16 protein-coding genes and 1 pseudogene are annotated in these 23,892 nt (G+C 71.7%); 7 read left to right on the top strand and 10 right to left on the bottom strand.

Annotated elements, in window-relative coordinates; translation table 11 throughout:
- Window positions 1-53: 53 nt before the first annotated feature.
- From OG329_RS01715 to OG329_RS01690, 6 genes are all read right to left on the bottom strand, one after another.
- Entirely contained in the window at window positions 54-782 is a 729-nt protein-coding gene (locus OG329_RS01715; protein WP_405792074.1) for a class I SAM-dependent methyltransferase, read from the bottom strand.
- Window positions 779-2,047 carry a lycopene cyclase family protein gene (locus OG329_RS01710; RefSeq protein WP_405792072.1) on the bottom strand — a complete coding sequence of 423 codons (1,269 nt, stop codon included), beginning with the start codon at window positions 2,045-2,047 and terminating at the stop codon, window positions 779-781. Before OG329_RS01710 ends, OG329_RS01715 begins: the two co-directional genes overlap by 4 nt.
- Window positions 2,048-2,091: 44 nt before the next feature.
- Window positions 2,092-3,159, bottom strand: coding sequence for a hypothetical protein (locus OG329_RS01705; RefSeq protein ID WP_405792070.1), 1,068 nt, complete (start codon window positions 3,157-3,159; stop codon window positions 2,092-2,094).
- A 155-nt stretch (window positions 3,160-3,314) separates the two neighbouring features.
- Window positions 3,315-4,898 carry an ABC transporter substrate-binding protein gene (locus OG329_RS01700; protein ID WP_405792068.1) on the bottom strand — a complete coding sequence of 528 codons (1,584 nt, stop codon included), beginning with the start codon at window positions 4,896-4,898 and terminating at the stop codon, window positions 3,315-3,317.
- A gap of 9 nt (window positions 4,899-4,907) precedes the next feature.
- On the bottom strand, window positions 4,908-7,055 hold the full coding sequence (locus OG329_RS01695) for an ATP-binding protein (RefSeq protein WP_405792066.1): 2,148 nt from the start codon (window positions 7,053-7,055) through the stop codon (window positions 4,908-4,910).
- Window positions 7,056-7,276: 221 nt separating this feature from the next.
- Complete coding sequence (locus tag OG329_RS01690) at window positions 7,277-10,498, bottom strand: NACHT domain-containing protein (RefSeq protein ID WP_405792064.1); 3,222 nt, start codon at window positions 10,496-10,498, stop codon at window positions 7,277-7,279.
- A 646-nt stretch (window positions 10,499-11,144) separates the two neighbouring features.
- On the opposite strand from OG329_RS01690, the gene OG329_RS01685 reads away from it, so the two are divergent.
- From OG329_RS01685 to OG329_RS01665, 5 genes are all read left to right on the top strand, one after another.
- The gene (locus OG329_RS01685; protein ID WP_405792063.1) at window positions 11,145-11,555 is read left to right on the top strand and encodes a hypothetical protein; all 411 of its coding nucleotides are present in this window, start codon (window positions 11,145-11,147) and stop codon (window positions 11,553-11,555) included.
- 165 nt (window positions 11,556-11,720) lie between these two features.
- Window positions 11,721-14,057: an APC family permease gene (locus tag OG329_RS01680; protein WP_405792061.1), complete on the top strand. Its 2,337-nt coding sequence runs from the start codon at window positions 11,721-11,723 to the stop codon at window positions 14,055-14,057.
- A gap of 54 nt (window positions 14,058-14,111) precedes the next feature.
- Complete coding sequence (locus OG329_RS01675; RefSeq protein ID WP_405792059.1) at window positions 14,112-14,891, top strand: class I SAM-dependent methyltransferase; 780 nt, start codon at window positions 14,112-14,114, stop codon at window positions 14,889-14,891.
- A gap of 87 nt (window positions 14,892-14,978) precedes the next feature.
- Complete coding sequence (locus tag OG329_RS01670) at window positions 14,979-15,662, top strand: pyridoxal 5'-phosphate synthase (protein WP_405792057.1); 684 nt, start codon at window positions 14,979-14,981, stop codon at window positions 15,660-15,662.
- A 280-nt stretch (window positions 15,663-15,942) separates the two neighbouring features.
- A complete protein-coding gene (locus tag OG329_RS01665; RefSeq protein ID WP_405792055.1) occupies window positions 15,943-16,353 on the top strand; it encodes an RNHCP domain-containing protein in 411 nt (136 codons plus the stop codon).
- Window positions 16,354-16,436: 83 nt separating this feature from the next.
- On the opposite strand, the pseudogene OG329_RS01660 reads toward OG329_RS01665, so the two are convergent.
- Together OG329_RS01660 and OG329_RS01655 are read right to left on the bottom strand one after the other, a co-directional pair.
- Window positions 16,437-18,807, bottom strand: a pseudogene (locus tag OG329_RS01660) (FtsX-like permease family protein).
- Complete coding sequence (locus OG329_RS01655; protein ID WP_405792053.1) at window positions 18,804-19,541, bottom strand: ABC transporter ATP-binding protein; 738 nt, start codon at window positions 19,539-19,541, stop codon at window positions 18,804-18,806. The pseudogene OG329_RS01660 and the gene OG329_RS01655 overlap by 4 nt, the downstream one beginning before the upstream one ends.
- Before the next feature lie 225 nt (window positions 19,542-19,766).
- Here OG329_RS01655 and OG329_RS01650 point away from each other — a divergent pair, with 225 nt between their 5' ends.
- Together OG329_RS01650 and OG329_RS01645 are read left to right on the top strand one after the other, a co-directional pair.
- Complete coding sequence (locus OG329_RS01650) at window positions 19,767-21,062, top strand: sensor histidine kinase (protein WP_405792051.1); 1,296 nt, start codon at window positions 19,767-19,769, stop codon at window positions 21,060-21,062.
- Window positions 21,059-21,790, top strand: coding sequence for a response regulator (locus tag OG329_RS01645; protein WP_405792049.1), 732 nt, complete (start codon window positions 21,059-21,061; stop codon window positions 21,788-21,790). The genes OG329_RS01650 and OG329_RS01645 overlap by 4 nt, the downstream gene beginning before the upstream one ends.
- A 250-nt stretch (window positions 21,791-22,040) precedes the next feature.
- Here the strand turns inward: OG329_RS01645 and OG329_RS01640 are convergent, their stop codons facing one another.
- Both OG329_RS01640 and OG329_RS01635 read right to left on the bottom strand, forming a co-directional pair.
- Window positions 22,041-22,988 (bottom strand): helix-turn-helix transcriptional regulator, encoded by a 948-nt coding sequence (locus tag OG329_RS01640; protein WP_405792047.1) that lies wholly within the window; start codon window positions 22,986-22,988, stop codon window positions 22,041-22,043.
- 4 nt (window positions 22,989-22,992) lie between these two features.
- Window positions 22,993-23,880: a phytanoyl-CoA dioxygenase family protein gene (locus OG329_RS01635; protein ID WP_405792045.1), complete on the bottom strand. Its 888-nt coding sequence runs from the start codon at window positions 23,878-23,880 to the stop codon at window positions 22,993-22,995.
- Window positions 23,881-23,892: the final 12 nt, after the last annotated feature.

Here is a 23,892-nt window from a genome sequence, read left to right as displayed (position 1 = left end):
CCGGCCACGGCGGGGAGCGGCCCGGCCCCCACCGACCGACCGGTCCCGGCCGGTCACCGCGCGCCCGCGCTCTGCGCCACGCGGTGGCCCACGAAGGTGTGCGCGATACCCGCCTGCCAGCCCGGCAGCGGCAGCACCCGCACGCCGGCGAACCCGGCGCGCCGCAGCCGGTCGCCGAAGGCCGGCGCGGTGTCGAACTCGAGCACGCCGCGCCACAGATGGCGGTAGAGGTCCGCGTCACCGGCGAGCCGCCCGGCGGGCAGCACGACGCATTTGCAGACGGCCGTCCAGACCGCGCGGTCCACCGCGCGCCCGCCGAGCGCGTACTCATGCACCCCGATCCGCCCGCCCGGCGCGAGCAGGGACCGTACGAGAGCGAGCACCTGGTCCGGGTCGGTGACGTTCCGGAAGAGGTACGCGGCGAAGGCCCCGTCGAACGGGCCGTTGACGCCCGCCTCCGCCAGCCGCTCCACGGGCGCGTGAACGAACGAGACGCCCCCCGGCCACGACTTGGCGGCCGCCCGTTCCAGCATCCCGGCCGACGCGTCCACCGCGACGATCTCGGCGTGCGGGGCGGCGGCCAGCAGCGCGGCCGTCGAGGCACCCGTACCGCAGCCGAGGTCCAGCAGCCGCAGCCCGGCCCCGCCACGCGGCAGCCCCAACCGCCGGGCGGAGCGCCTGAGATGCGCGTGATAGCCGGGGTTGACGGCGACCAACCGGTCGTAGGCGAGTGCGGCATGGTCGAACGCGGTCGAGAGTTCCGCGTCGTGCAGGAGCGTCATCCGACGGCCCTCCCTCTCGGTGCCCGGCGCGGGCGCCACGGCAGTTCGGCGACGGTACGCAGCATCGGCCCCACGGGTGTGCGCAGGCCGATCGCGAAGTCCTCGTACGGCCGGGTGTCGCCGTCGAGGAAACGCAGCAGCCGCTCCATCGGTACGCGCCGGAACAGCCCCTCGAAGAACGCGGCGCCGTCGACCCGGCCGCTGTCCAGCCCCCGTAGCAGCACCGCGTCCATCGCCCTGGCCCGCGCCGGATAGGCGGGCGGCGGTTCGGGAACCCGTCCGTCGTGGTACGCGGCGGCGACGGCACGGGCCTGCCGCTGGACGGCGGCGAAGGTGTAGCCGGTCGACGGGCGGGTGGCGCCGCCGGCGGTGCCGATACGGAACACCGAACGGCCCGCGCGGCGCGCGAACCGGCCGTCGGTCATCGGGATGACCCCTTGCTCGGACGCGGTCACCTCGAAGGGGCCCAGCCCGAGCACCTGTTCGGTGTAGTGCCGCAGCGCCCGGTCGTAGCCCGCGTCGTCCAGCACCGTGCGCGAGAACTCGGTGTACTCGACCAGCGCCTCGTGCGCGGTCGTCGGCAGGACGTATCCGAACGACAGGCCGTGCGCGGGCCGCGAAGTCCGGAAGTCCATCAGATCCGCGATCCGGGGATCGAACACCGGCCGTTCGGTGTGGACGAACCAGCCGCGGAAGTGCTGGAGCAGCGTCGTCCGCGCGGGCGGCAGGACGCGCGGCGGACGCGAGTCGAACACCCAGCGGGCTCGCAGCGTCAACGGAAGCCCGTCGCCGTCGACGCCCGTCACCTCGGCGCCGGGCCCGGCGCCGGACGCGACATCCTCGACCCCGTCGATCCGGGCCGTCACGCGGCGCGGCGCCCCCGGCCCCTCTAGCCGGTCCGCCAACAGCGCCTCGAAGGAGCCGGACCGCAGCATCTTGTACCGGTACGGGGCGGGCCGCCCCACGCTCGCGGCGCCGTCCCGCCCCCGTACGCGCAGCGACTCCCACGACGCGCTCAGCGCGCTGTCGAAGTCGCCGGGAGCGTCCTCCCAGAAACACCAGGTCCGCTCCGGCGGCCTCAGCGGACCGGCCGGCGCCTCGATCAGCGTCACTTCGGGGATCGGGCGGCCGGGGGGAGGGGTGCACAGCCGGTACGCGAGGGACAGCCCGGCCGCGCCCGCGCCGACGACGATCACATCCGACTCGTGCGCCACGTCCGTCTCCCGCACCACCGCTCCTCCCGTCCGCCCGTCAGCATCGCGCATCGGCGGCCGACTTGGCGGCAGGCGACGCGGGGCGGCAGAAGCTGTTACGACAGGGACGACGGCAACGTCAGGTCCGTACAGCCGTGTTGCCTCACCCTGCCTTCGGCGAACGCGACAAAAGCCTTCCCGGCGATCTCGTCCGCCTTGGTGTCGATGTGGACGTCCGACGAGGGGTAGATCTGGAAGACGGCCCGGGGACCGTCGCCGGGGCACCGGGCCGTCGCCCAGTAGGAGCCCTCGGAGCCGCCCGCACCGTTCTTGAAGGTGTCGCTGTCCGGGGCGTCGGAGCGCAGGCGCTGCGCGTACGGCCCGAACGCCGCCTCCAGTCGCAGCAGGGGCTGGCCGCCCTCGTTGATCTCGCCCAGTACGCAGCGCTCGAGAGGGGCTGTCCCGCTCGCCGGAGCGTCCATGACGTACTCCACCCAGTCCTGGTCACGTAGCGGGAGCCCCGCGCATGTGCCCGCCGCGTCGACGGGGGACCCCCATCCCGCGGGTACCGGGAGACGGGGGATCCGGCCTCCGGCCTTCGCCTCGCATCCCCAGTTCTCGGCGGCCCTGACCGCGGTGGCGGCCACGAGTTCGGCGACACCGTGAGCCCGCTCCATGTCGTCCGCGTCATAGGGGTCGTCGACGCTGTTGTCGTCGACGCTGTCGTCGCCGGCGGTCACGACGACCGCCCCGTCCTTGTTGTCGCAGGTCAGAACGGTAGCCGTGGTGACGACATCGGTGTAGCCGCGCCATCCGCCGCCGAGCGGGATCGGTGGGAGGTCCGCCGACATCTCGTCCAGTCGGTCGAAGACCTCCGGGGAGCCGGTGTCGCGCGCGGAGTCGGGAATCCGGCCGATGGTGATGTCGAGGCTCGCGACCGTACACGAGTCGTAGTCGCCCTCCGACCCGCTCGCGCGGTAGTCCCGCGACAGAGCCGACCCGTTCTTACCGGTGAGCCCGGCGGACTCCTCGTACGGGATCAGCCCCTCGCAGAACGACTTCAGGCTGTCCTCGTATCTCCAGCCCTTGCCGGTGTCGCTCATGCGGTACCACCCGTAGCCCGCGGCGACCGCGAGTATCAACGACAGTGCGACGTAGGGGGCCCAGCGGCGTATGACCCTCACTGGCTGACCTTCATCTCGGTGTTGTCTTCCGTGTTCAGTGATCGAAGTGATCGAAGTGTTCGGCGCGGATCGATGCGGATGATACGTGTGCGGCTGTGACCTCCCCCAAGTCGCCCCGGAGAGTGCCCGATTCGTCGCCGCCGTCTGTGCCACCCTCAGGACGGGCAGGCGTCCGCGTCCGCGCCCCGGTACGTGTGGTAGACGGGCGACGGCGCGCGGCCACCCGTTCGCCGTGGGTGCTCCACCACGGGCACGGGCTTGCAGGCGGCCCACTGGTCGTTCACGTCCGGGCCTTCGAAGCCGTACGTCCCGGCCGCCCCCACCAGACAGGAGTTGCACGTGCTGCCGGAGATGCTGGGGAAGACCAGGGTGTGGTAGACGTCGTCCTTCGACGGCAGATACAGGGCCCCCGGTGTCCGGGTGTCCTCCTCGTTGATCTCCGTGAACGTACGGTCCACGGCGTCGGCGAGCAGCGTGAAGCCGTCGTGATACATCACCGCGTAGCCGTCGTCCAGCGGCTTGTCGCCCAGCTCGTGATCGGCTTTCAGTTCGTTGAAGCCGTCGAGGAACCGGCCCAGCGCCTTCTTCGGCTCGGTCCCCTCGGCCCACCACTGCGGATCGACGGCTGAGGCGTCGACGATCGTGGCCCCGGCCTCCTCCAGCCACCGCGTGGGCGCCTTCGCGGTGAGGGTGGGCTCCAGCCCTATGCCGATCTTGAGGATGCGCAGCTCCGAGGTGCGCCCGCAGGTGCCTTCCTGCGCGAGGCGCGCGACGAACGCGGGCAGGTCCTGGTCACGGCCGGCGAAGAAGACCGTGTCGGACTTCTCGTTGCAGATCTTCTGCACGGCGTCGGTGAAGCGCTGCGGAATGCCCTCGGCGGTTCCCGACGAGCCCATGAAGGGGGAGCTGTGGCTCGACAGGTCGTACGTGTCGTTGAAGTGCTGCTCGAACACGGCGCGCAGATTCTTCGAGTAGACGTCCTCGTCGCGGTTGTCCCAGACCAGGAATCCCTTGCGGTCCGCCGGATTCCGCTCCAGATAGAGCTTCAGCGCGCGGGCGAACTGGTCGTTGTTCGGCGAGGTCTTGAAGAAGTACGCGGAGTTCATGTCGGCCGAGGTGATGACCGGGCCGATGGTGGGGATCTTGAGCTTGCTCAGTGCCGCGATGGTGTCCCGTGTCTCCGGTGTGCTGCTCGGGATGCCCGTCACGCCCACCAGCGGGGTGCTGGTGTCCTTGGCCAGTTCGGCGAGCCGGTCGACCACGGGCTCCCACGCGTCGAGGTTCCGGCCGTCGGGGGCGAGCAGCAACTGGTAACGCGGTCCGCCGAAGCTGTTGGCCTGCTTCTGCGCCGTCAGCGCGCCGGCGAGCCCCCGGCGGATCATGTCCGTCGTCATCGCGCTGTGCTCGTCCGCCGTGAAGGGCATCATCAACGCGATGCGTACGTACGGGATCTTGGGCCCGCTCGACGGGGACTCCCAGCCCTCGCGCACCCGGGCGTTCTCGTCCGCGACCGCCTGGATGAGGCTCGCGATCTCCGGGTCCGCCTCGAAGGCGCCCTCGGTGACACCGACGCAGTCACCGCCGATCTCCGCCAGGTCGTCACCGCACCGGCCGGGGCCGCGCACGAGGCTGACCAGGACGGCGATCGCGGCGGCGGTCAGCGCCGCGAGAGCGAGGACGGCAAGCCACTCGACCGGACCCCACTCGCGGGGATGCCGACGGAACAGCCGGACCAGCATGCTTCCTCCTCACTCGCCGGGGATGGGTAACGGGCGCTTCCTGCGTGCCGCGACGGGCCAGTTGCGGGCGGCCTGGCCCAGCACGGCGTGCCAGGACCGATGGCGCGGCGAGAGGTACGCCAGCTCCTCACCGACCGCCTTGCACATGTCGGGATCGGGCTCGGCGTGCGGCTCCGACACATGCCACAGGGCGTGGAGCAGCCGGTTGACACAGCGTTCGATCTCGTCCAGCTCCGCGTACCGGCCGTCGTGCGCGCCGAGCGCGATCTGCGTCCGTACGTCGGTCCAGTCCCCGGCCGGCGGCGTCGGCGGTGTCGGTGCCGTCGCGGCGTAGCGCAGGCACAACACCCAGTGCGCGGCGGCCTGTTCGTCCTGCTCCGACTGGAACTCCTCGGCCAGCGCCGCCACGACGGTCTCGGCGTTCCCGGCCGCGAGCGTGTGCCGCAGCGCGTCCGCCTCCCCGCTCTCGCCGCGCTGGGCGTGGTGTATCCGCAGGAAGCGGTGGATCTCCTGCCAGCCCCGGCCGTCCTCGACGCCGCGCGACGTGCGCCGCGCCTCGTTTACGAGCAGGGTCCGCAACAGCGTGTCGGCGACCAACGGTTCGTCGGGGTCGGTGAGCCGCTGCCACTGCTGGTCCTCGAGGTAGTCGGTGGCCGAGTTGGCGGGAAGCTGGTCGGGCCCCTGTAAACGCAGATGGGCCGCCAGCGCCTCCGCCGCCGTGCTGTCGCGGGCCAGGGAGAGCAGTGTCAGCCGCTCGCGCTGGCGCCGGTCCGGAAGCAGCCGCTCAAGAAGCACCTCGGTGACCGCGCGGCCGTCCTTCGTGGTCAGTTCGAGCAGCCCGCGAGGCCCCACGGCGGCGCCCTTGTCGGTGGCGTCCAGGACCGCCGCGCACAGCACGGTGGTCGCCGCCGGATGCCCGCCGGTCAGCGAGTGCACGGCGGAGGCCAGATACGGATGGAGGGGCCGGGCCGGCCGGTCGGGCACCAGCAGGGGCAGGATGTCGTCCCGGCTGAGCGGGGCCAGCGGCACCGCGAGCAGACCGGCGGACGGGGCGCGGCCCCGGCGCTCCCAGCCGGACGACTTCACCAGGTCGGCCAGCTCACGCCGGATCGCGGCATCGGTGTCGTCCGGGTCCGAGTCCGCGTCCCGGTCCGCCGGCAGCTCACCGAGCCGGGTGGCCACCACGACAAGCTCCTCGTGGTCGGGGCGTTCGGGCCGCGCGCGGTTCTTCAGCAGCAGATCCAGGAAGGTCCGGCCCGCCGCGCCGTGGGCGTCGTCGAGGAGCACGAGCGGCCAGGGCTCCCGGTTCCACCGCTGGAGCCTGCCGTACGAGGCGGCGACATCGTGCAGGAAGGCGGCCATCAGGCTCTGCTCGGCGAAGTCACGGTAGTCACCGCCCTGTTGGAACCACTCGCCGAGCAGTGGCAGCGGATCCTGGCCGTCGGTGCCCGGGGGGAAACGGCGCGCGTACCACTCGCGGGCGGCACTCGCGTCGTAACGTTCGGTGTACTCCGCCACCACGGCGCCGGTGACCGCCTCCCGGTCCCGCTCGGCGTCGCTGACCCGCTCCGTGCCGCTGACCCGCTCCGTGTCGCTGACCCCCGCCGCGGCGTCGCGCGCCGGGCTCCCCAGCCGGTCCTCGACGGCGCCGGCCCAACAGTGCCGCAGCGTGTCCACGTCCCCGCCCGCCAGACGGCAGGCCAGCAGCAACCGGGCATGCAGCAGACATGTCGCGTCCCGCTGCTCGGAGTTGTCCCGCTCCCAACCGGAGACGGCGAACAGACCAGGCGTCAGAACCGGGAAACGATGCCGCAGTTCGGGCGCGAGCGCGCACACCAGCTCCGCCAGAATCCCGACCAGAGTCGACGCGGTCGCGGCCCTGCCGTCGTCCGGGGCATACGGCAGAGCGCCCGACTCGGCCGGTACGACCGTGACATGGGCCAGCGGGAGCCGGCCTCGGTAGTGCGCGGCCAGATCCGCCAGGACGGCGCTGCGCCCCATGCCGTGATGGCCCGTCACCAGCACCACGGGCAGATCGCCGCGGTACTCCCTGGCCGTACGGGACCTCTCGCCGTAGGTGAGACCGGTGAGCCGGGGGACGAGTGAGCGCAACAGCGGATCCCGGCCGTGCAGGGGTGACGTGTCCGGTGAGCGCATGTGGTCGCCTCACGCACCCTTCTTCCGTCGCCGGCCCACGGCCACGGACCCGGAGCGGGCGGCACCGCCTGCCCGAGACACAACCGCGGATATCCCTACCGATGAAGCCTGGAATCAGAGAACTTACCCGTCCGGGGAGCGCTCTCGCCAGGTCGACACCACACTCTGTCACCCGGTTGTGACAGGTGGGACCCGGCTCCGCCGGACAGGGCCCATGTGCCTCAGGGGTGCGGATGGATGTCGAGTTCGACGTTGTCGGGAAGCGCCTCCGCCCCGCGGATCTCACCCGCGTAACTGAGCCGGACCAGCCTCAGCGCGCGCAGCCCGGCCAGTGAGCCGAGATCCAGCTCCGAGACCTGTGACAGATGAATCTCCTCAAGTCCCGGAAGGCGCCGGGCGATTCGCCGAAGCGGCACCGCCGCACCCGCCCTGGCCCGGACCGTCAGATGGGTGACCTGCGGGATCTGCGTACGCGGCGCGAACAGCAGCATGCTGAGCTGCTGCGGCGAGAGGGACAGCCTGCGCAGATTCGGCAACTCGCCCAGGAGGGACCCCCATTCGTCGGGTGTCAGACGATCGCTCGCGTCCGTCAGCCGCAGCTCCTCAAGGCCCCGGCAGTGCACGATCCCGGCGAGTTGCGCGGCGGCCGGCGGCAGGGACAGCAGACGCAGCTCGGCGGCGCGAGGTAGGTCGGTCAGACCGCGCCACGGCACTTCGGGCCCCACCAGAAGCCCTTCGAGCTTCGCGCAGTCCGACAGCTTCAACAGGGGCTCGAACTGGGGGAGATCCCGCAGCTCCAGCCGCCGCAGGCGCGGCAGTCGCGTCAGCGGCGTCGGATCCTTCACATTCCGGCACCCCTGGAGCCCGAGCGTTTCGAGCTCCGGATAGACCGACAGCACGTCCAGGTCGTCCAGTTGGAGCATGTTGTGCAGCCGCAGCTCGCGCAGCCTGCGCGGATTGAGCGCGGTGCGGATCTCCTCGGGGGTGAAGTCACCGTGCAGGCTCACGCGTTGATAACCGGACATGGTGCGCAGGGCGTCCAGCTCGGCGTGCGAGCGGACGGTGACGGCTTCCTCCGGCGCGCTCTCCAGCAGCGGCCGTACGATCTCCTCCGCGTACACCAGCGTGTCGAACCGGTCCCAGTGGTCGAGGAGTTGGGCCCGTACGGCGGACTGGCTCGTCTCGAGGAACTCACGCAGCCGGGGGATCGCCGCGTCCCCGCCGATCTGACATATGGCGTGGACGGTGGCCAGCTCCTCGTCGCCCTGAAGATCCTTCGCCCGCGGGAGCAGCCCCAGGAGCAGCGGGCCGGTCTGCGCCAGAGACCTGGCCTCGCGCAGACTGCGCGGCGGAAGCATCCGCGCCGCCCGGTCCTCGATCGCCTCACGCACCGTCGGCTCCAGCCGGGTGGCCTGTTCGAGGGAGGCGAGGGCCAGGAGGCGCAGCCGCGCCTGCACCGCCGCGTCCTTCTCCCGGTCGCCCCGCTCCCGCAGCCGGGTCAGCAGGTCGGCGCGTTCCTGGTGTCGTGCCTGCGCGACGGCCATCTGAACCACGTCCTCCCACTGGTCCAAGTGTGCGTTGTTCACCAGCATGCCCACGTCACGCTCCTCCAGCACAGCACGGGCACCCAGGAAGTCCTGAAAGGTCCGGTGGATGAAGCTCACCGCACCGGTGGCGGGCTCCCGCAGCAACCCCGAGCGTTCCAGCAGCAGTTGCAGTGCCTCTTCCGGCGTACCGACCTCCGCCAGACGTGGTACTGAGGGCTGGAGCCGGCGCACCACGTCCACCGCGTCCGCGAGTTCCAACTGGGTGCGCTCGTTGCGCAGCAGCCAGTAGGCCAGGCGCTGGAGGGGTTCCGTCGCCGACTTCTGGTCCAACTCCGGGCGGTGGCCGCGCCCGTACACCTCGCGCTCCAGGTCGCGCCGCTCCAGCAGCATGGACAGCGCCGCCTCGTACAGCGAGGCGCGGCCCTGCGGCAGGAAGCCGCGGCGCTCGCGGTGCAGGGCGCACATCAGCGCGCACATCAGCGGGTTGGTCGCCAGCCGGCTCAACTCGGGGCTGCTGCGCAGCGACAGCGTCAGCGACTCGCCCAGCTCCTGAGTGGCCCCGGCCGCCGTGTGCCAGCGCCGGATGAACTGCCGCATGTCGGCGGGGCGCATCGCGGTCAGCGTGAACTCCTGGAAGCCCTCGCGCGCCAGCCACTCCCGGTCGAGGGCCGAGGGGCGGGAGGTGAGCAGCCACAGATTGCCCGGGAAGACGGCGATCAGCTTCTTGAGCCAGGACCTGGCGCGGGCGCGCTCGCCCTTGGGGATCTCGTCCGCACCGTCGATCAGGAGCACACCGCGCCCGTGCCGCAGCACCCGCGCCGCCCAGCCGTCGGGCTCGGTGCCCACCAGCGGACAGCCGATCCAGCGCAGGAAGTCCTCGGGCATGGGCAGCTCGGCGTCCTTGCGTACCAGCGCGCGCAGCGGCAGGACGAACGGCACCCGCCCGTACAACTGCGGCAGGCCGCCCGGCACCCGGTCCTGCTGCGCCGTGGTGAGGGCCAGCCACTGGACGAGGGTCGTCTTGCCGGTGCCCGCGACCCCGCGAAGCAGCACCCGCTCATGACTGGCGAGCAGCGCCTCGGCCGGGCCGCCGCCGCGCTCGGCCTCCGTGTCCCGGTCGGCGCCCGGCTCACCGCCCAGCAGCGGGACCGGGTCGGTGCCGCCTCGGTACGGCGTGGCGTCCAGGCTCAGATACGCGGACTCCAACGGCCAGTCCTGGCCGTCCGGTTCACGCAGGTCGACGCCGTAGATCGTGAGCCGGCCGTGGCACTTCACGACATAGCTCGCGTACTGCTCCTCGAACTCGGCGTCCTGGCGGCTGATGTCGGGTAACCGCTCCAGCAGCCGGTCCAACTTCGCGCTCTGCTCGCGCAGTTCGCGGCTCTGCTCGATCTGGGCGCGGGCCGCGAAGCCGGGCTGCCGGCTGAAGAGGCGCACGAGATGCACACAGGCCGTCTCCAGCAGACGGTCGTGGAAGCGGGCGGCGTCGTCGCTCAGGAGGCGCCGGGTGTCAGGGCCCGCTCGCCGGGACAGCTCGGCGGCCAGCAGCTCGGGGCCGAGCGCGAAGGCGTGCACGTCGTCCATGTCGAGATCGCCGAGCGCGTGCAGGGTCCGGGTCAGGGCCTGGCCGACCGCGTCGTGCTCGTCGGCGCCGACCGGCGGATCGTGCGGTCCGGCCGCTTGCACGGCACGGCGCACCAACTCGCGGGCGAGCTTGTGCAGATCGTCCTCGGTGAGCGTGCGGTGCTCCTTGGTGAAGGCCATCAGCCGGCGGATCGGGATCGGACGGTCGCCGAACTCCGCCCCGGGCACCTGGCCGGCCGGCAGCAGCAGCCGTTTCAGCACCGGCACGACCACCGCGGACGCGATCCGCAGCCCCACCACGCCGCCGTCCACAGCAGCCCCCTCCAAATCCGCGTCGCGCCGCCCCCGTGCGGGACCGGTGCGACCGTGCGGAGTCCGCGGACCCCCGTACCGTGCCTCAGCGTAGCGGCGAAGGACCCGCCCGGGTCAGGGCTCACGGAGGTCGCGCGGCGACCGTGCGCCGTCGCACTCCCCGCGCGAACGGCCCACGCCCGCCCGGGAATCGGCCGCTGAACCCCGTTCCGCCCGCCGCGGGCGGCGGCGCCGGGCATGGACGGTGCCCCGGGGCCCGCATGCCGGCCCCGGGGCACCGGGGGAGTCGTGGGCGCCGGCGGGTGTCCGTGGGGGGACCGGCGTCCGCGACAGGTTTCTGTTCTTGCGGCTCTTTCGCCGCTCGGACCGGACAGTACGGAGCGGTCCGGGCCCAGTCACAGGGCCTCAGGGCCCACTCGCGGGCCCAGCGGACGGCAGCGGACGGCATCGGACGGCAGGGCCCCCGACCGGGCGGTGTATCGCGCGGATACGGGCGCCGGAGGTGTGGGAACGGGCGCCCGGCGCGGGGCGGCGGACGATCCGCGTACCGCGGCGGAGCGCAGTACCGTGGAGTACACGAGGGTCCCCGGACGCCCCCACACGGGAGGTCCAGGCCCGGAACGTCGCAGGTGAAGAGGTGCTCCGTATGGACTCGGATCGCGCTGAGCGCATGACGGCGGAGCTGCGCTCCCGCGGCGTCATGGCGCATCTGGTGCACGCGGGTGTCTACGAGTTCGGCATCCGGATCGTCCTCGACGACCGGATCGAGGCGCTGTGGGACATGGACGGCGCGGCGGGGCTCGACGCGGAGATCGTCAACGAGGGAGCGCTGATCGGGTTCGTACCGCATGTGCCCGGGTCGGAGGACTTCACCGAAGAGCAGATGGTGAACTGCATCGCCACCACGAACTACGCCCTGGACACTCTCCAGCGGCCCGCCGACCGCACGGAACGCCCGCAAACGCCCGCCGGCTCCCCGGACCGGCCGCCGCAGGCGACACCGCCGGCCCTGCGGCGTCAGCGGCGTGGCCACTGGATCAGGCGCGGCAAGCGCTGACAAGCGCCGACAGGGGCTGTGGCAGTGGCGTACATGCGGTGACGCAGGCGCAGGCGCAGGTGCCGACGCAGGCACCGACACCGACGCGGACGCCGACACCGACTCCGCCGGAACCTCCCGGCGTCACTCCCACCCCGGAAGGGGACGTTCCGCCAGACTTGCGGCATGTCGGGCACTCACGGTAAGAACTCGAACACCAAGAGCAGGCGGAGTGCGGCGGTACCGGGCAGCACCCCCCTGCGCGAACTCGACGCCCAGCAACTGCGCGTGCTGCGCAGTGTGGGACGCGAATGGCGGCGGGTGTCGGCGGGCCCCGACGTATGGCGGCACGCCCTGCCGGTGGATCCGGATCTGGGGAGCTTCCCCGCACCGGGACAGATCAGGCCCGCCCGTTTCGGACGGGTCGTCCCGGTGTCCCCGCTCGGCCCGACGCCAACGGAGGCCGCACCGATCGCGCCGGCCCCCGAGGGCGCGCCGGACGAGGGCCTGCCGGCTCCCGTCGACCGGCCCGGTCCCGGCTACCGGCTGCGGCGCCTGCTGCTCGGCCCCGCGCTGGCCAGTACCGCCCTCGCGCGCGAGCGGATGCGCAAGCTGGTCGCCCTGCCCGTCCTGTCCGCCGACGCGCTCTCCTCCGTCGCGTACGGGCCGGAGGCGATGCTCGCCGTCCTCGTCCTCGCGGGCGCCGCCGGGCTCGGGTACTCGATCCCCATCGCGGCCACCATCGTGTTCCTGATGCTGTCCATCGGTGTCTCGTACCGGCAGACGATCCGGGCCTATCCGCGCGGCGGCGGCTCCTACATCGTCGCCAGCGACAACCTGGGGCGCGTGCCGGGGCTCATGGCCGCCGCCGGGCTGATGACGGACTACATCCTCACCGTGGCGGTCTCCATCGCCGCCGGCGTCGCCGCCATCACCTCGGCCCTGCCGTCACTCCGACCCTCCGCCGTACTGATCGGCGTCGTCGCGATCGTCGTCCTGCTCGCCGGCAATCTGCGCGGGATCCGACAGGCCGGCGCGATCTTCGCCGCGCCGACGTACGCCTTCGTCATCGCGATGCTGGCACTGGTCGCCGTGGGTCTGTCCGACGCCGCCGGCCGTGACTTCCACCCTGTGCCCCACCCGCCCATGAACGCCACCGAAGGGCTCGGCATCCTTCTCGTGATGCGGGCCTTCGCCTCCGGGGCGACGGCCATGACCGGCATCGAGGCGATCTCGAACGCGGTACCGGCGTTCAAACCCGTCGAGTGGCGCAACGCCCGCACCACACTGACCTGGATGGTCGGCCTCCTCATCGTCCTGTTCGCGGGCATCATCGCCCTCGTCCACTTCAGCGGGGTCCTGCCGCGCTCCGGTGAGACGGTGCTGTCCCAGCTCGCGCACCTCAGTTACGGCTCGGGCCCGATGTACGTCTACACACAGGCGGCCACCGCCGCCGTACTGCTCCTCGCGGCCAACACCGCCTTCAACGACTTCCCGCGCGTGCTGTCGCTGCTGGCCCGCGACGACCACGCGCCACGTCTCTTCGCGCGGATGGGCGACCGCCTCGCCTTCAGCAACGGCATCATCCTGCTGTCGGCCGCGGCGGGGCTGGTGTACGTGGCGTTCGACGGCCGCACCGCCTCACTCATCCCGCTGTACGCGGTCGGCGTCTTCCTGGCCTTCACGCTGTCGCAGGCCGGAATGGTGGTCCACTGGTGGCGGCTGAGGGACCGTCACTGGCGCAAGAGCCTGCTGTTCAACGCCACCGGCAGCCTGCTCTCCGCGATCGTCCTCATCACCGCGGGCATCACCAAGTTCACCGAAGGCGCCTGGGTCGCGCTCCTGGCGGTCGGGGTGTTCCTCTTCGTCACGACGCGTATCCGGCGCCACTACGACACCGTCGCCGCGGCGCTACGGCTCCAACGGCACGCCATCGAACTCCCGCGCCACACCATCACGCCCCGCGTCCCGGCCCCGCCCCTGGGCGTCGAGGGCTTGCCCGACTCGCCCGGCTCACCGGACTCGCCGGGATCGCCGGGATCGAACGGCCCGCGGGTGCTCGGGGAGACAGGGGAGGCGGGGACGCCCGATGAGATGGAGGAGGCGGAGGAAGTGCCCGAGGAGATCCGGCACCTGTCCCTCGTACCGATCGCGACGCTGGACCGCGCCGGTATGCGCGCGCTCGCGTACGCCGCCTCGCTCCAGCAGCCCGTCCTGGTCATCCATGTCAGTACCGGCGTCGCCGAGGCCGAACGCTTCCGCGACCAATGGCGGCTGTGGGGCGACCACTTGCCCCTCCAGGAGCTTGTCTCGCCGTACCGTGCCGTGATCGCACCCCTGGTCAACTACATCGAGGCGCTGCACCACCAGCGGCCGGACCTCACCCTCACCGTGATCCTCCCGGAGATCGTGATGTGCCAACGGCGCTACAGCGCACTGCACAGCAGGACCGCCCCTCGGCTGCGCCGGGCGCTCCGCCCGCTGCACAAGGTCGTCGTCACCTCGGTGCCGTTCCATGTCTGACAGCGGTCTCACACCGGACTGACATCCATCCGCTTCTCTTGATATGTTCCCGGTATGAACAAAAGGGGAGCGGACGGCAGCGCGGGCGACGCGGACTACGGCGCCATCGGTGGCGGTTACGCCGACCACAGGCGGCCCGACGCGCGGATCGCCGCACGGATCACCGAGGCGCTCGGGCTGTCGAGGACGGTTGTCAACGTCGGTGCGGGGGCCGGTTCGTACGAGACGACGGACCTTGACGTGACCGCGGTCGAGCCCTCGGCGTCCATGCGCGCGCAGCGGCCGGCGGGCCTTGTGGCCGCCGTCGACGCGGTGGCGGAGGACCTGCCGTTCGGGGACGACACCTTCGACGCGGCGATGGCCACCTTCAGCATCCATCAGTGGAGCGACCTCGAAGCCGGTCTCCGCGAGATGCGCCGCGTGGCACGCGGGCCGGTGGTGGTGCTGACTTGTGACCCCGATCTGGTACGGGAGTTCTGGCTGTACGAGTACGCGCCGGGGGTCCTGGACACCGAGGCCCGGCGCTACCCGTCGATCGAGACCGTCGCCCGGACGCTGGGCGGCAAGGTGTCCGTACGGCCGGTGCCGGTCCCCGCGGACTGCACGGACGGTTTCAACGAGGCGTACTACGCGCGCCCCGAGCGGCTGCTCGACCCCCGGGCCCGGCAGGCGTGCTCGGCCTGGAGCTTCGTGGCCGCCGACGAGCGCGAGCGGTACGCGGAAGCGCTCCGGCGCGATCTCGAGTCGGGCGCCTGGGACCGGCGTCACGGACATCTGCGCCAACAGCCTTCCCTGCTCGGATCGTTGGTCCTCATCCGAGCGATCCCGGCGTAGACGTCGGCCGTGGCTCTGGAAGCTGAGTCGGCAGCGAATCCGAATCCGAATCCGAACGCGAATACGAACACGAACAGAGGAGTGGCCGTGAACGAGGAGGGCCGGAGCATCCGGGAACTGCTGCGGGAACTGGAGGTGTTCGCCGGTACGCTGCCCGGTTTCGATCCGGCGGCGACACCGCCCGAGCCGGTGGGTCTGTTCACCGCGTGGTTCTCGGACGCGCTCGCCGCCGGCGTGCGGGAACCGCACGCCATGACGCTGTCGACGGTGGACGAGGCCGGCGACCCGCAGGCCCGGGTGCTGATCCTGAAGAACGTCGACGCGGCGGGCTGGCAGTTCGCCGCCCACGGGGCCAGCCCCAAGGGCCGCCAGGTGGCGGCGCACCCGAGCGCGGCACTCACCTTCTACTGGCCCCTCCAGGGACGCCAGATCCGGGTACGCGGAGCGGTGACACCGGAGTCCGCCGAACGCTCCGCCGCCGACTTCCTGGCCCGTTCCCCCAGCGCCCGCGCCGAAGCCCTGCTGGGCCGGCAGAGCCGGCGCCTGGGTGAACCAAAGGAGCGCGACCTCGCGATCGCCGCGTCCCTCGAACGCGTCGACAAGGAACCGGACTTGGTCGCGGACGAGTGGCGGCTGTACACGCTGGTACCCACCGACGTGGAGTTCTGGCAGGGCGACAAGGGGCGCAGCCACACCCGGCTGCGTTACGAACGTACGGCGTCGGAGTCGGCGTCGGGGGCGAGCTGGCGCAAACATCTCCTGTGGCCGTAAGACCCGGCGCGAACCCTCACGCGGCAGCGGGACCGCCCGCCGAATATTCGGTTGCCCCGCGACCGGCGGCCGGTTTACATGGCTCAGGACAGAGTGAAATACGACAAAGGCGGTGTGTTCCGGATGGGTACGGCCCGGTTGGAGCCCGATCTCGTGATCGAGGCGGGTTCAACTCGGCGCTGATTTCGATCAGTTGCCGAGCGATGCGAACTCCCTCGGCGCGAGACGGACGTGCGACCCAGTCGTCCTTTTCCGCGTCACCCGAGGAGTCGTACACAAGATGTCCCGTGACAACATGTCCCGCGACCGGAGATCCGGATCTCGCAACACCTCACGGCGTGCGCGCACCGAAGCGCGTGCCGAGTCCTTCCGGTGTCTCCAGTGCGGGCTCGATGTCTCCATGAGCGCGCCCGGTACCGATCACCGCAACCACTGCCCGAACTGTCTGTGGAGCCGTCATCTCGACGACACCCCCGGCGACCGGCAGGCGGACTGCGGTGCCCGGATGGAACCGCTCGCCATTTCCGTGCGTGGCGACGGCGAGTGGATTCTCGTCCACCGCTGCACACGCTGCTCAGTGATCCACGCCAACCGCACGGCGGGCGACGACAACGCCCTGCCGCTGACCCGGCTGGCCGTACGCCCGCTCGCCCAACCGCCGTTCCCCTTCGAGCGGTTGAGCAGTCTGTAGCGGTGCGGTAATTGGTGCTGCCGAGCGCCGGACGGGCTGATCGCGGCCCGTCCGGCGCTTGCGGCCGTCGCGCGCCCGGTGGCTTACTCCGTACGCAGCGCGGTCACCGTACGCGTCCTGGCAGCCCAGCCGGCGGGCAGCAGTGCGCCCAGGACCGCGATGAGCACACCGCCCAGTCCGAGCATGAGCACATCGGGCACGTCGTAGACGCCGACCACCGACTCGGGCAGTTCGAGCCCGGCGCTGTGGCCCATGGCCGGCAGGACGGCGGCGTGCAGGGCCATCCCGGCGGGCGCGCCGAGCGCGCCGCCGACCAGCCCGGACAGCACGACCGATGTGATGACCATCCCCACGATCTGTCGCGGGGTCATACCGAGTGCCTTGTGGATGCCGAGATCACGGACGCGTTCGTGGGTGTCGAGTACGACGCCGTTGAGCACACCGAGCCCCGCGACGGTCACCAGCATCAGCGTCAGGATCGCGGTCAGCGCGTCGATGACGACGACCATCTCGCTCTCGTTCGACTCCCTGCCCCGCGCGGTGATGCCCAACGGCTCCAGCCGCTCGTTCAACGCCTCGATATAGCCGCCCACGTCCGTGCCGGAGGTCACCGCGATGTGGTGGCTCTCCGCCTTCAGGTCCGGGACGGCCTTCTTGAGCGTCGCGGTGTCCGTGAACACCTGCATGCCGTCGTAGCGGGTCTCCAGGACCTCTCCGACGATCCGGACGGTGACCGCCGCGGCCTTGATGTTCAGCGTGACCTTGTCCCCGACCTTCGTTCCGGTGGCGCTCAGGAACTGCGTCGGCACCACAGCCTCGTCCGCTCCGTCGATCCAGCGCCCCGACACCATCCGGTACCCGCCCCAGGAGGCGTCGCCGCTGAACGCGGTGATGGTGGTGAATCCCGTGGACCCGGCGACGGTCCCCTTGGCCGTGGCGGCGCCGTAGTACTTCCCGGTGCCCGGCTGAGCGTCGATCGCGGCGGTGACGGAGGCGGGATCCGGCGCCTGCGGCGGCCCGCCCGCCGGATCCGGTGCCTGTGGCGGGGGCCCTTCCGCCGGCCGGCCGGGGCCCTGGATCGGACCGGCCATGCCGACCGTGACATCGGCCACGTTGTGGTTCCTGGCGCTCATCACCTCGTTCAGCGACGCCGCCAGCCCGACCGCGAAGGTGACCGCGGTGGCGCCGAACGCGATCGCCGCGACCACCGCCACCGCCCGCGCCGGACGGGCGAACGGCCGGGCCAGCCCGAGGCTGACCGCCCGTGGCAACGGGAGCCGCGCGGCCTGCCGGGCCGCCCATCGGCCCCGCCCCGCCGACGGCACGCGTCCGACGGCGAGCGCGTCCACGGTACGCAGCCGCCCGGCCCGCCACGCGCTCGCCCACCCGGTCACGGCGACCACGGCCAGCGCCCCGGCGACCACGACGACATCGATCCACGGGGTGACGGACAGCCCGGTCGTGCCGTACGCGGACTCCGTCTCGGCCAGCACCGGAACGGCGAGCAGATGGCCCGCCACGAGCCCCAGCCCGATGCCGACGACCGCAGGGACCAGCGCCTGGGCCAGATACGCCCGTACGACCTGGGACGGCGTGAAGCCGATCGCCTTGAGGATGCCGATCCGCCGCAGCCCCGTACCCACCGTGCCGGCGACCACATTGCCCACGATGAGCACCGACATGACCAGACCCAGGACGCCGAACGCGATGAGGAACGGAACGAACAGCGCGGTGTCGCGGGCCGCGACCTTCTTGGTGGCGAGCCAGGACTGCGAACCGGAGAGCGCGCCGTCCCGCACCGACGCGGTCACCGCGGCGCGCCCCGCACGGACCTGAGCCGTTGTCGCGGCCGCGTCGAACCGGTAGAGCATCTGGTACGCGTCGACAGTGCCGGACCGCGTCAGCGCGGCGACCTGGGACGGCGCCACCCACGCGTCGGCCGTACGGCTGACCGACCGGGCCGTACCGACGACCTTCAGTGACGGACTGCCGGGCAGATCAGGGAAGTCGAACTCCGTACCGGGGGGAGCGTCGTCGGCGGCCAGCACGATCTCGCCCGGCCCGGTGGGCCAACTGCCCGTGAGCAGCGTGACGTTGTCGACCGGACCGCCGGGAGCGTCCCGGCCGACGACCGTCATCGGCGGCAGATCCATGCCGTCCGTCCGCGGCGTGATCGAGGCTGTGGGGAAGGGACCTGACGCCGCGTCGACGCCCGCCGCGCTCCCGGACGCGGACAACTGCGCGGCCGTGGCCTTGTCCGCCGTGAACTGCGCGGTGAGATGCGCTCCGCGCTGCCTGGCGAAAGCGTCTTCGAAGGGGGGCGCTCGACGCCACGAGGAGGGAACCGCCGAGGACGGACGCCGTCACCGCCATCAGCGTCGCCAGCCCGATCACGAGCGTCTGTACCCGCCGGCGTCCCACGCCCGAGCGTACGACCCGGCCCAGGGCGCTCATCGGGCCGTCCCCGCATCCGTCCCCGTCCCCGTCGCCGTCCCCGCCACCGCCGTCGCCGACGAGGTGTCGGAGGTGATCCGGCCGTCCGCCAACTGGATCGTACGGGTCGTGCAGGACCGTGCGAGAGCGAGATCGTGGGTGACCACGACGACGGTCTGACCGTCGGCGTTCAGCTCCCTGAGCAGCCGGCTGACGTCGTCACCGGACGCCGAGTCCAGCGCTCCGGTCGGTTCGTCGGCCAGCAGCAGCGGCGGGCGGTTCATCAACGCCCGTGCCACCGCGACACGTTGCCGCTCGCCGCCGGAGAGCCGGCCCGGGAAGGCGCCGGCGTGCCGGTCGATGCCCAGCGACTGAAGCAGATCGGCCGCGCGGCGCCGTGCCGTGCCGCGCCCCATGCCCGCCAGCCGCGCGGGCAGGACGACATTGTCGGTGACGGTCAGATCGTCCAGCAGGTTGAAGAACTGGAAGACCATGCCGATCTTCGCCCGCCGGTAACGCGCCGAACCCGCTTCGCCCAGCTCGTCGACCCGCACACCGTCCACGGTGACCGTTCCGGTGTCAGGCCGGTCCAGGCCCGCGATCAGATTGAGCAGGGTGGACTTGCCGCTGCCGGACGGACCGAGGACCGCGACGGCGTCTCCGGGCCGTACGGTCATCGACGCGCCGGCCAGTGCCGGTGGCCCCTCGTCGTACCTGCGGCTCACATCGCGTAGCTCGATCACCGGCGTGGTCATGGCTCGTCTCCCTCGGTCGTCCGGTCGTCACATCTGGCGCGACCGACGCTAGGAGCGCCCCCGGCCGGGGCACGACGGCCACAGGAGGTAACTCCCGTACCGCGCGGGAACGATGGCGACCCGGTGTCATCCCTGAGAGGTAGTCCACGGATGTGAGGGAGCCCTCCGAGGCGGTCATTCGGGGTGATGCCGCCGCTACCGGTCACGCGGGAGAATGAGCCGGTGATGAACGCAGCCGTGATCGACCGCTTCAGGGACGGAGCCGGGTGGCTGGTCAGGTCGCCGGCGCGGCCGACCGGCCCGGTGGCGTGCCCGAGTTGGCCGAGCCGGCTTTTCGACGCGGGGCTGGCGCTGGTCGTCGGCATCGCCATGACCCGCTACGTCCTGGACAATCTGACCGGAAGGGCCTCCCAGTTCGCCTACGGCTCCCCGCTCGGGCAGCCGTTCGGATCGGGCGACTGGGTTTTCCTCATGAGCCTGGCGTTCATCGTCGCGGTGCCCCTGGCGCTGCGTCGCCAGTATCCGCTCACGGTGCTGTGGATCGTGATGGGCGCGACGGCGCTGACCCCGCCCTACGCGGCACGGCTCACCTTCTACGCCTGCGTCATCGCCGCCTACACCGCCGCCGCGTACAGCCGTCACCGGCTGCCGACGCTGGCGAGCCTGCCGGTGGCGGTGTTCCTGGTCAGCAGGGTGCCGGACGGGGTGGCGCCCACCGTCCCCGACCAGTACGTGCCGCTGCTGATCTCGGCCCCGATCGTCGTGGCGGCCATCGGGCTGCGTACGTGGAAGGTCCGGGCCGACGAGGGCCGCTCGCGGCTCTCCGTGCTGGAGCGCGAACAGGCGGACGCGCTGCGCAGGGCGGTCGAGCACGAACGGGGCAGGATCGCCCGGGAGTTGCACGACGTGGTGACGCACAACGTCAGCGTGATGGTCATTCAGGCCGGTGCGGCCCGCAAGGTCATGGCGACGTCTCCCGACGACGCGCGCGAGGCGCTGCTCGCGGTCGAGTCGGGTGGCCGGGCGGCGATGAGTGAACTGCGGCATGTCATGGGGCTGCTCACGATGGATGGTGAGGGCGAGGGTGCACCCGGCTCGATGGATCTGGCGCCGCAGCCGGGCCTGGACCAGTTGGAGACCCTGGTCGGACGGGTGCGGGACACCGGGGTGCCGGTCGCGGTCACCGTCGCCGGCCGGGCGCGCCCCATGTCCGCCGGTGTCGAACTGACCGCGTACCGGGTGGTGCAGGAGGCGCTGACCAACATGGTGAAGCACGCGGCCGGTGCGACGGCGGCGGTGACGGTCGAGTACGGAACGGACCACCTACGGGTGGAGGTCACCGACACCGGCGGGACACCCGGCCACTCCGGCCACTCCGGTCACCCCGCGACCACCGGCAACGGCCGCGGCCTGATCGGCCTTCATGAACGACTCGCCGTCTACGGCGGCACCCTCCGCGCGGGACCACGTCCCCTCGGCGGATACCGCGTACAGGCCCTGATACCCGTGGAGACACCGTGAACGAGCCGACGCCTGTGGCGACGCGTGCGCCGACGCGTGTCGTGGTCGCCGACGACCAGGCGCTGGTCCGCACCGGCTTCCGGATGATCCTCAAGGCGGACGGCATCGACGTGGTCGCCGAGGCGGTCGACGGTTTCGAGGCCGTCGACGCGGTACGGCGTACCCGGCCCGACGTGGTCCTCATGGACATCCGGATGCCGGAGATGGACGGACTGGAGGCCACCCGGCGCATCCTCGATGCGGGCGCGGAGGGCGCGTCGCCGTGCCCGCGCGTGGTCATGCTGACCACGTTCGACCTCGACCACTACGTCTACGCGGCACTCTCCGCCGGTGCCAGCGGCTTCCTCCTCAAGGACGTCACCCCCGAACACCTGGTCGCGGCCGTCCACACGGTCCGCACCGGCGACGCGCTGCTGGCACCGGCGATCACGCGCCGTCTTGTCGAGCGCTTCACCCGCCGCGACGCCGACACGGTCACGCTCCACCGCGACCTGGCGGCGCTGACCCCACGCGAACTCGAAGTCCTGCGCCTGCTGGCCGGCGGCCTGAGCAACGCCGAACTCGCCGCCCGCCTCCATCTGTCCGAGGCGACCGTCAAGACCCATGTCTCGCGCATCCTCGCCAAGCTGGCCCTCCGCGACCGCGCCCAGGCCGTGGTCGTCGCCTACGAAACGGGACTGATCAGCCCCAGCGCCAATCGCCCCGGGACGGGGCCCGCCGACAGGTGACCGGGGCGAGGAAATACGGATGAGACGGCCGGCAGATGTCGGCTATTGTCAGTCAAGTCCAGGCGACAGAACGCGGATTGTGTTCCGTGTTCGACGGGGCGCCCGGTGCGCAGGTGACGGATACTTCTTTCTGCAAAAAGGGGGACCCGGGTTCGAATCCCGGTGGTCGGCGAAAGCCGGCTGTGGTGCAGCGGCCAAGCATCCATGTCTCCGTCGCCGACTCTGATCTCGGGCGCCCCCATCCTGCACCTCAGCCACTGCCGTTCACCGAACCCGAGTGCGCCGGCGGCACCAGCGCCTGAAGCGCGGACAGCGCGCCGTTCGCGACCGGCGACGGTGGGGCCGACTCGGGCGGGGCCGCCCGGAAGGCGCTCGGGGCCATCCCGTACACCGCGCGGAACCGCCGCGAGAAGTGATACGCGTCGGCGAAGCCGCACTGGACCGCGATCGCCCGCAGCGAGAGGTTGCTCAGCCACAGCAGTGGTTCGGCCCTCGCCAGCCGGAGCCGTTCGAGCCCTTCGACCGGGCTGACGCCGAGCCGTCGTCGGCAGATCCGGCACAGCGTGCTCTCCGAGACTCCCGCGGCCCGTGCCAGCTCCTCCAGCGCGAGCGGCCGGGCGACGCCGTCGGACCACCGGGCGCGGACCGTGTCCATCATCGCGACCAGCGGTTCGGGAAGCGTGTCCGCGCGGGCCTCGGGACCGGGGCCGTGCACGAAGGTCAGGAGCAGCAGCCGCAGGGTCTCCTCGGCGTGCCGCTCCCAGCCGGGCGGGCGGGCCGCGCCGAGCGTCAAAAGGTAGCGGCAGAGCGCGGCCATCGGGTCGCCCCGCCCCGTCAGGTCCCGGACGACCGGCCAGTCGGTGTCGTCGGGCGCCGGTGCGCCGGGTGCGGCGGGGCGCAGCCGGAAGTGCGTATAGGCGTGCCGGGTGGGCCGTTGGGTGTCCCAGTGGAACGTGTCGCGCATCCCGGGTCGTACGAGCAGCAGCGCGCTGGGCGTCAGAGGAACGGCCAGCTCGCCGCAGAACCAGCGGGCACTGCCGTGCAGCAGCCAGACGAACTCGTACGTTCCCGCGTCCCTGGGACCGAAGACCGACCCGGGCGGGTAGTCGGCGACCGCGGGCCCCAGCCGGGCCACGAGGGTAGGAGTGAGTGCCGGGACGAGCGCGGGGGAGCCGGGGGAGGCGTGGGTGTCCGTCATGGCCTCACCTGTCGCAGCCCCCGGACCGGTCGGGCCGTACCCGGGGCGTACGGATGTCGGTGAGGCCCTTGTAGGCGTACGGATCGCGCCCGGCGACCAGCACGACGTCACGGAAGTCGGCCTGGGCCATGGGCCGTTCGGCCTCCGGAGGTGCCCACGGCAGCAGCGACGCCGCGCTCATGTAGTGGTTGACCAGGGCCCGCCGGAAGCCCCGCCCAGTGTTGGGCAGTGACTTGTGCAGCAGATAGCCGTTGAAAAGCAGCACCGATCCGGCGCCGATCTCGACGGGAACGGCGTCCGCCTCGTCGTACGGGAAGTCGTAGGACTCGACCGTGCAGTCGTAACGGGCGTCGTCGTGCTCGCGGTTGGGGTAGACGACGCCCGGCCGGTGCGAACCCGGCAGGACCCACAGACAGCCGTTGTCGACGGTGGCGTCGTCGAGGGCGAGCCAGGCGGCGGTCAGCGACCGGTCACGGGTGGGGATGAACATCTCGTCCTGATGCCACGCCTGGCCCGGCTTGCCCTCGGACTTGATGAACAGCATCGACTGCATCGACTTGATGTCGGGCCCGATGACCTCGGTCAGCGGTCCCACGATCGCGGGATGGCGCATGGTGTCGAGCATGAGCGCCGACAGCTTGTGCGGATAGTGCACGCACAGGAATCTGCGGACGGTGTCGTCGTCGCTCTCGCCCGCGACCGCCGGCAGCGCTCCCTCGACGGCGCCCCGCTCGCCCCGGCAGATCCGCAGGGTCTCGGCCCGCAGCTCCGCCACCTCGTCCGGCGTCAGCGCGCCCGGCAGCACCGCGTAACCGTCCCGGTCGAAGCGGGTCGCGAGGCTGTCGGGTGCCGAGTGGCCTCGCGGATGTTCCGAAACGGTGCGGACGGTCATCGAATTCCCTTT

Source organism: Streptomyces sp. NBC_01506 (assembly GCF_045040295.1).
GTDB lineage: Bacteria > Actinomycetota > Actinomycetes > Streptomycetales > Streptomycetaceae > Streptomyces.
The sequence above is the reverse complement of the archived record's forward strand: the minus strand, read 5'-3'. Positions and strand labels throughout refer to the sequence as shown.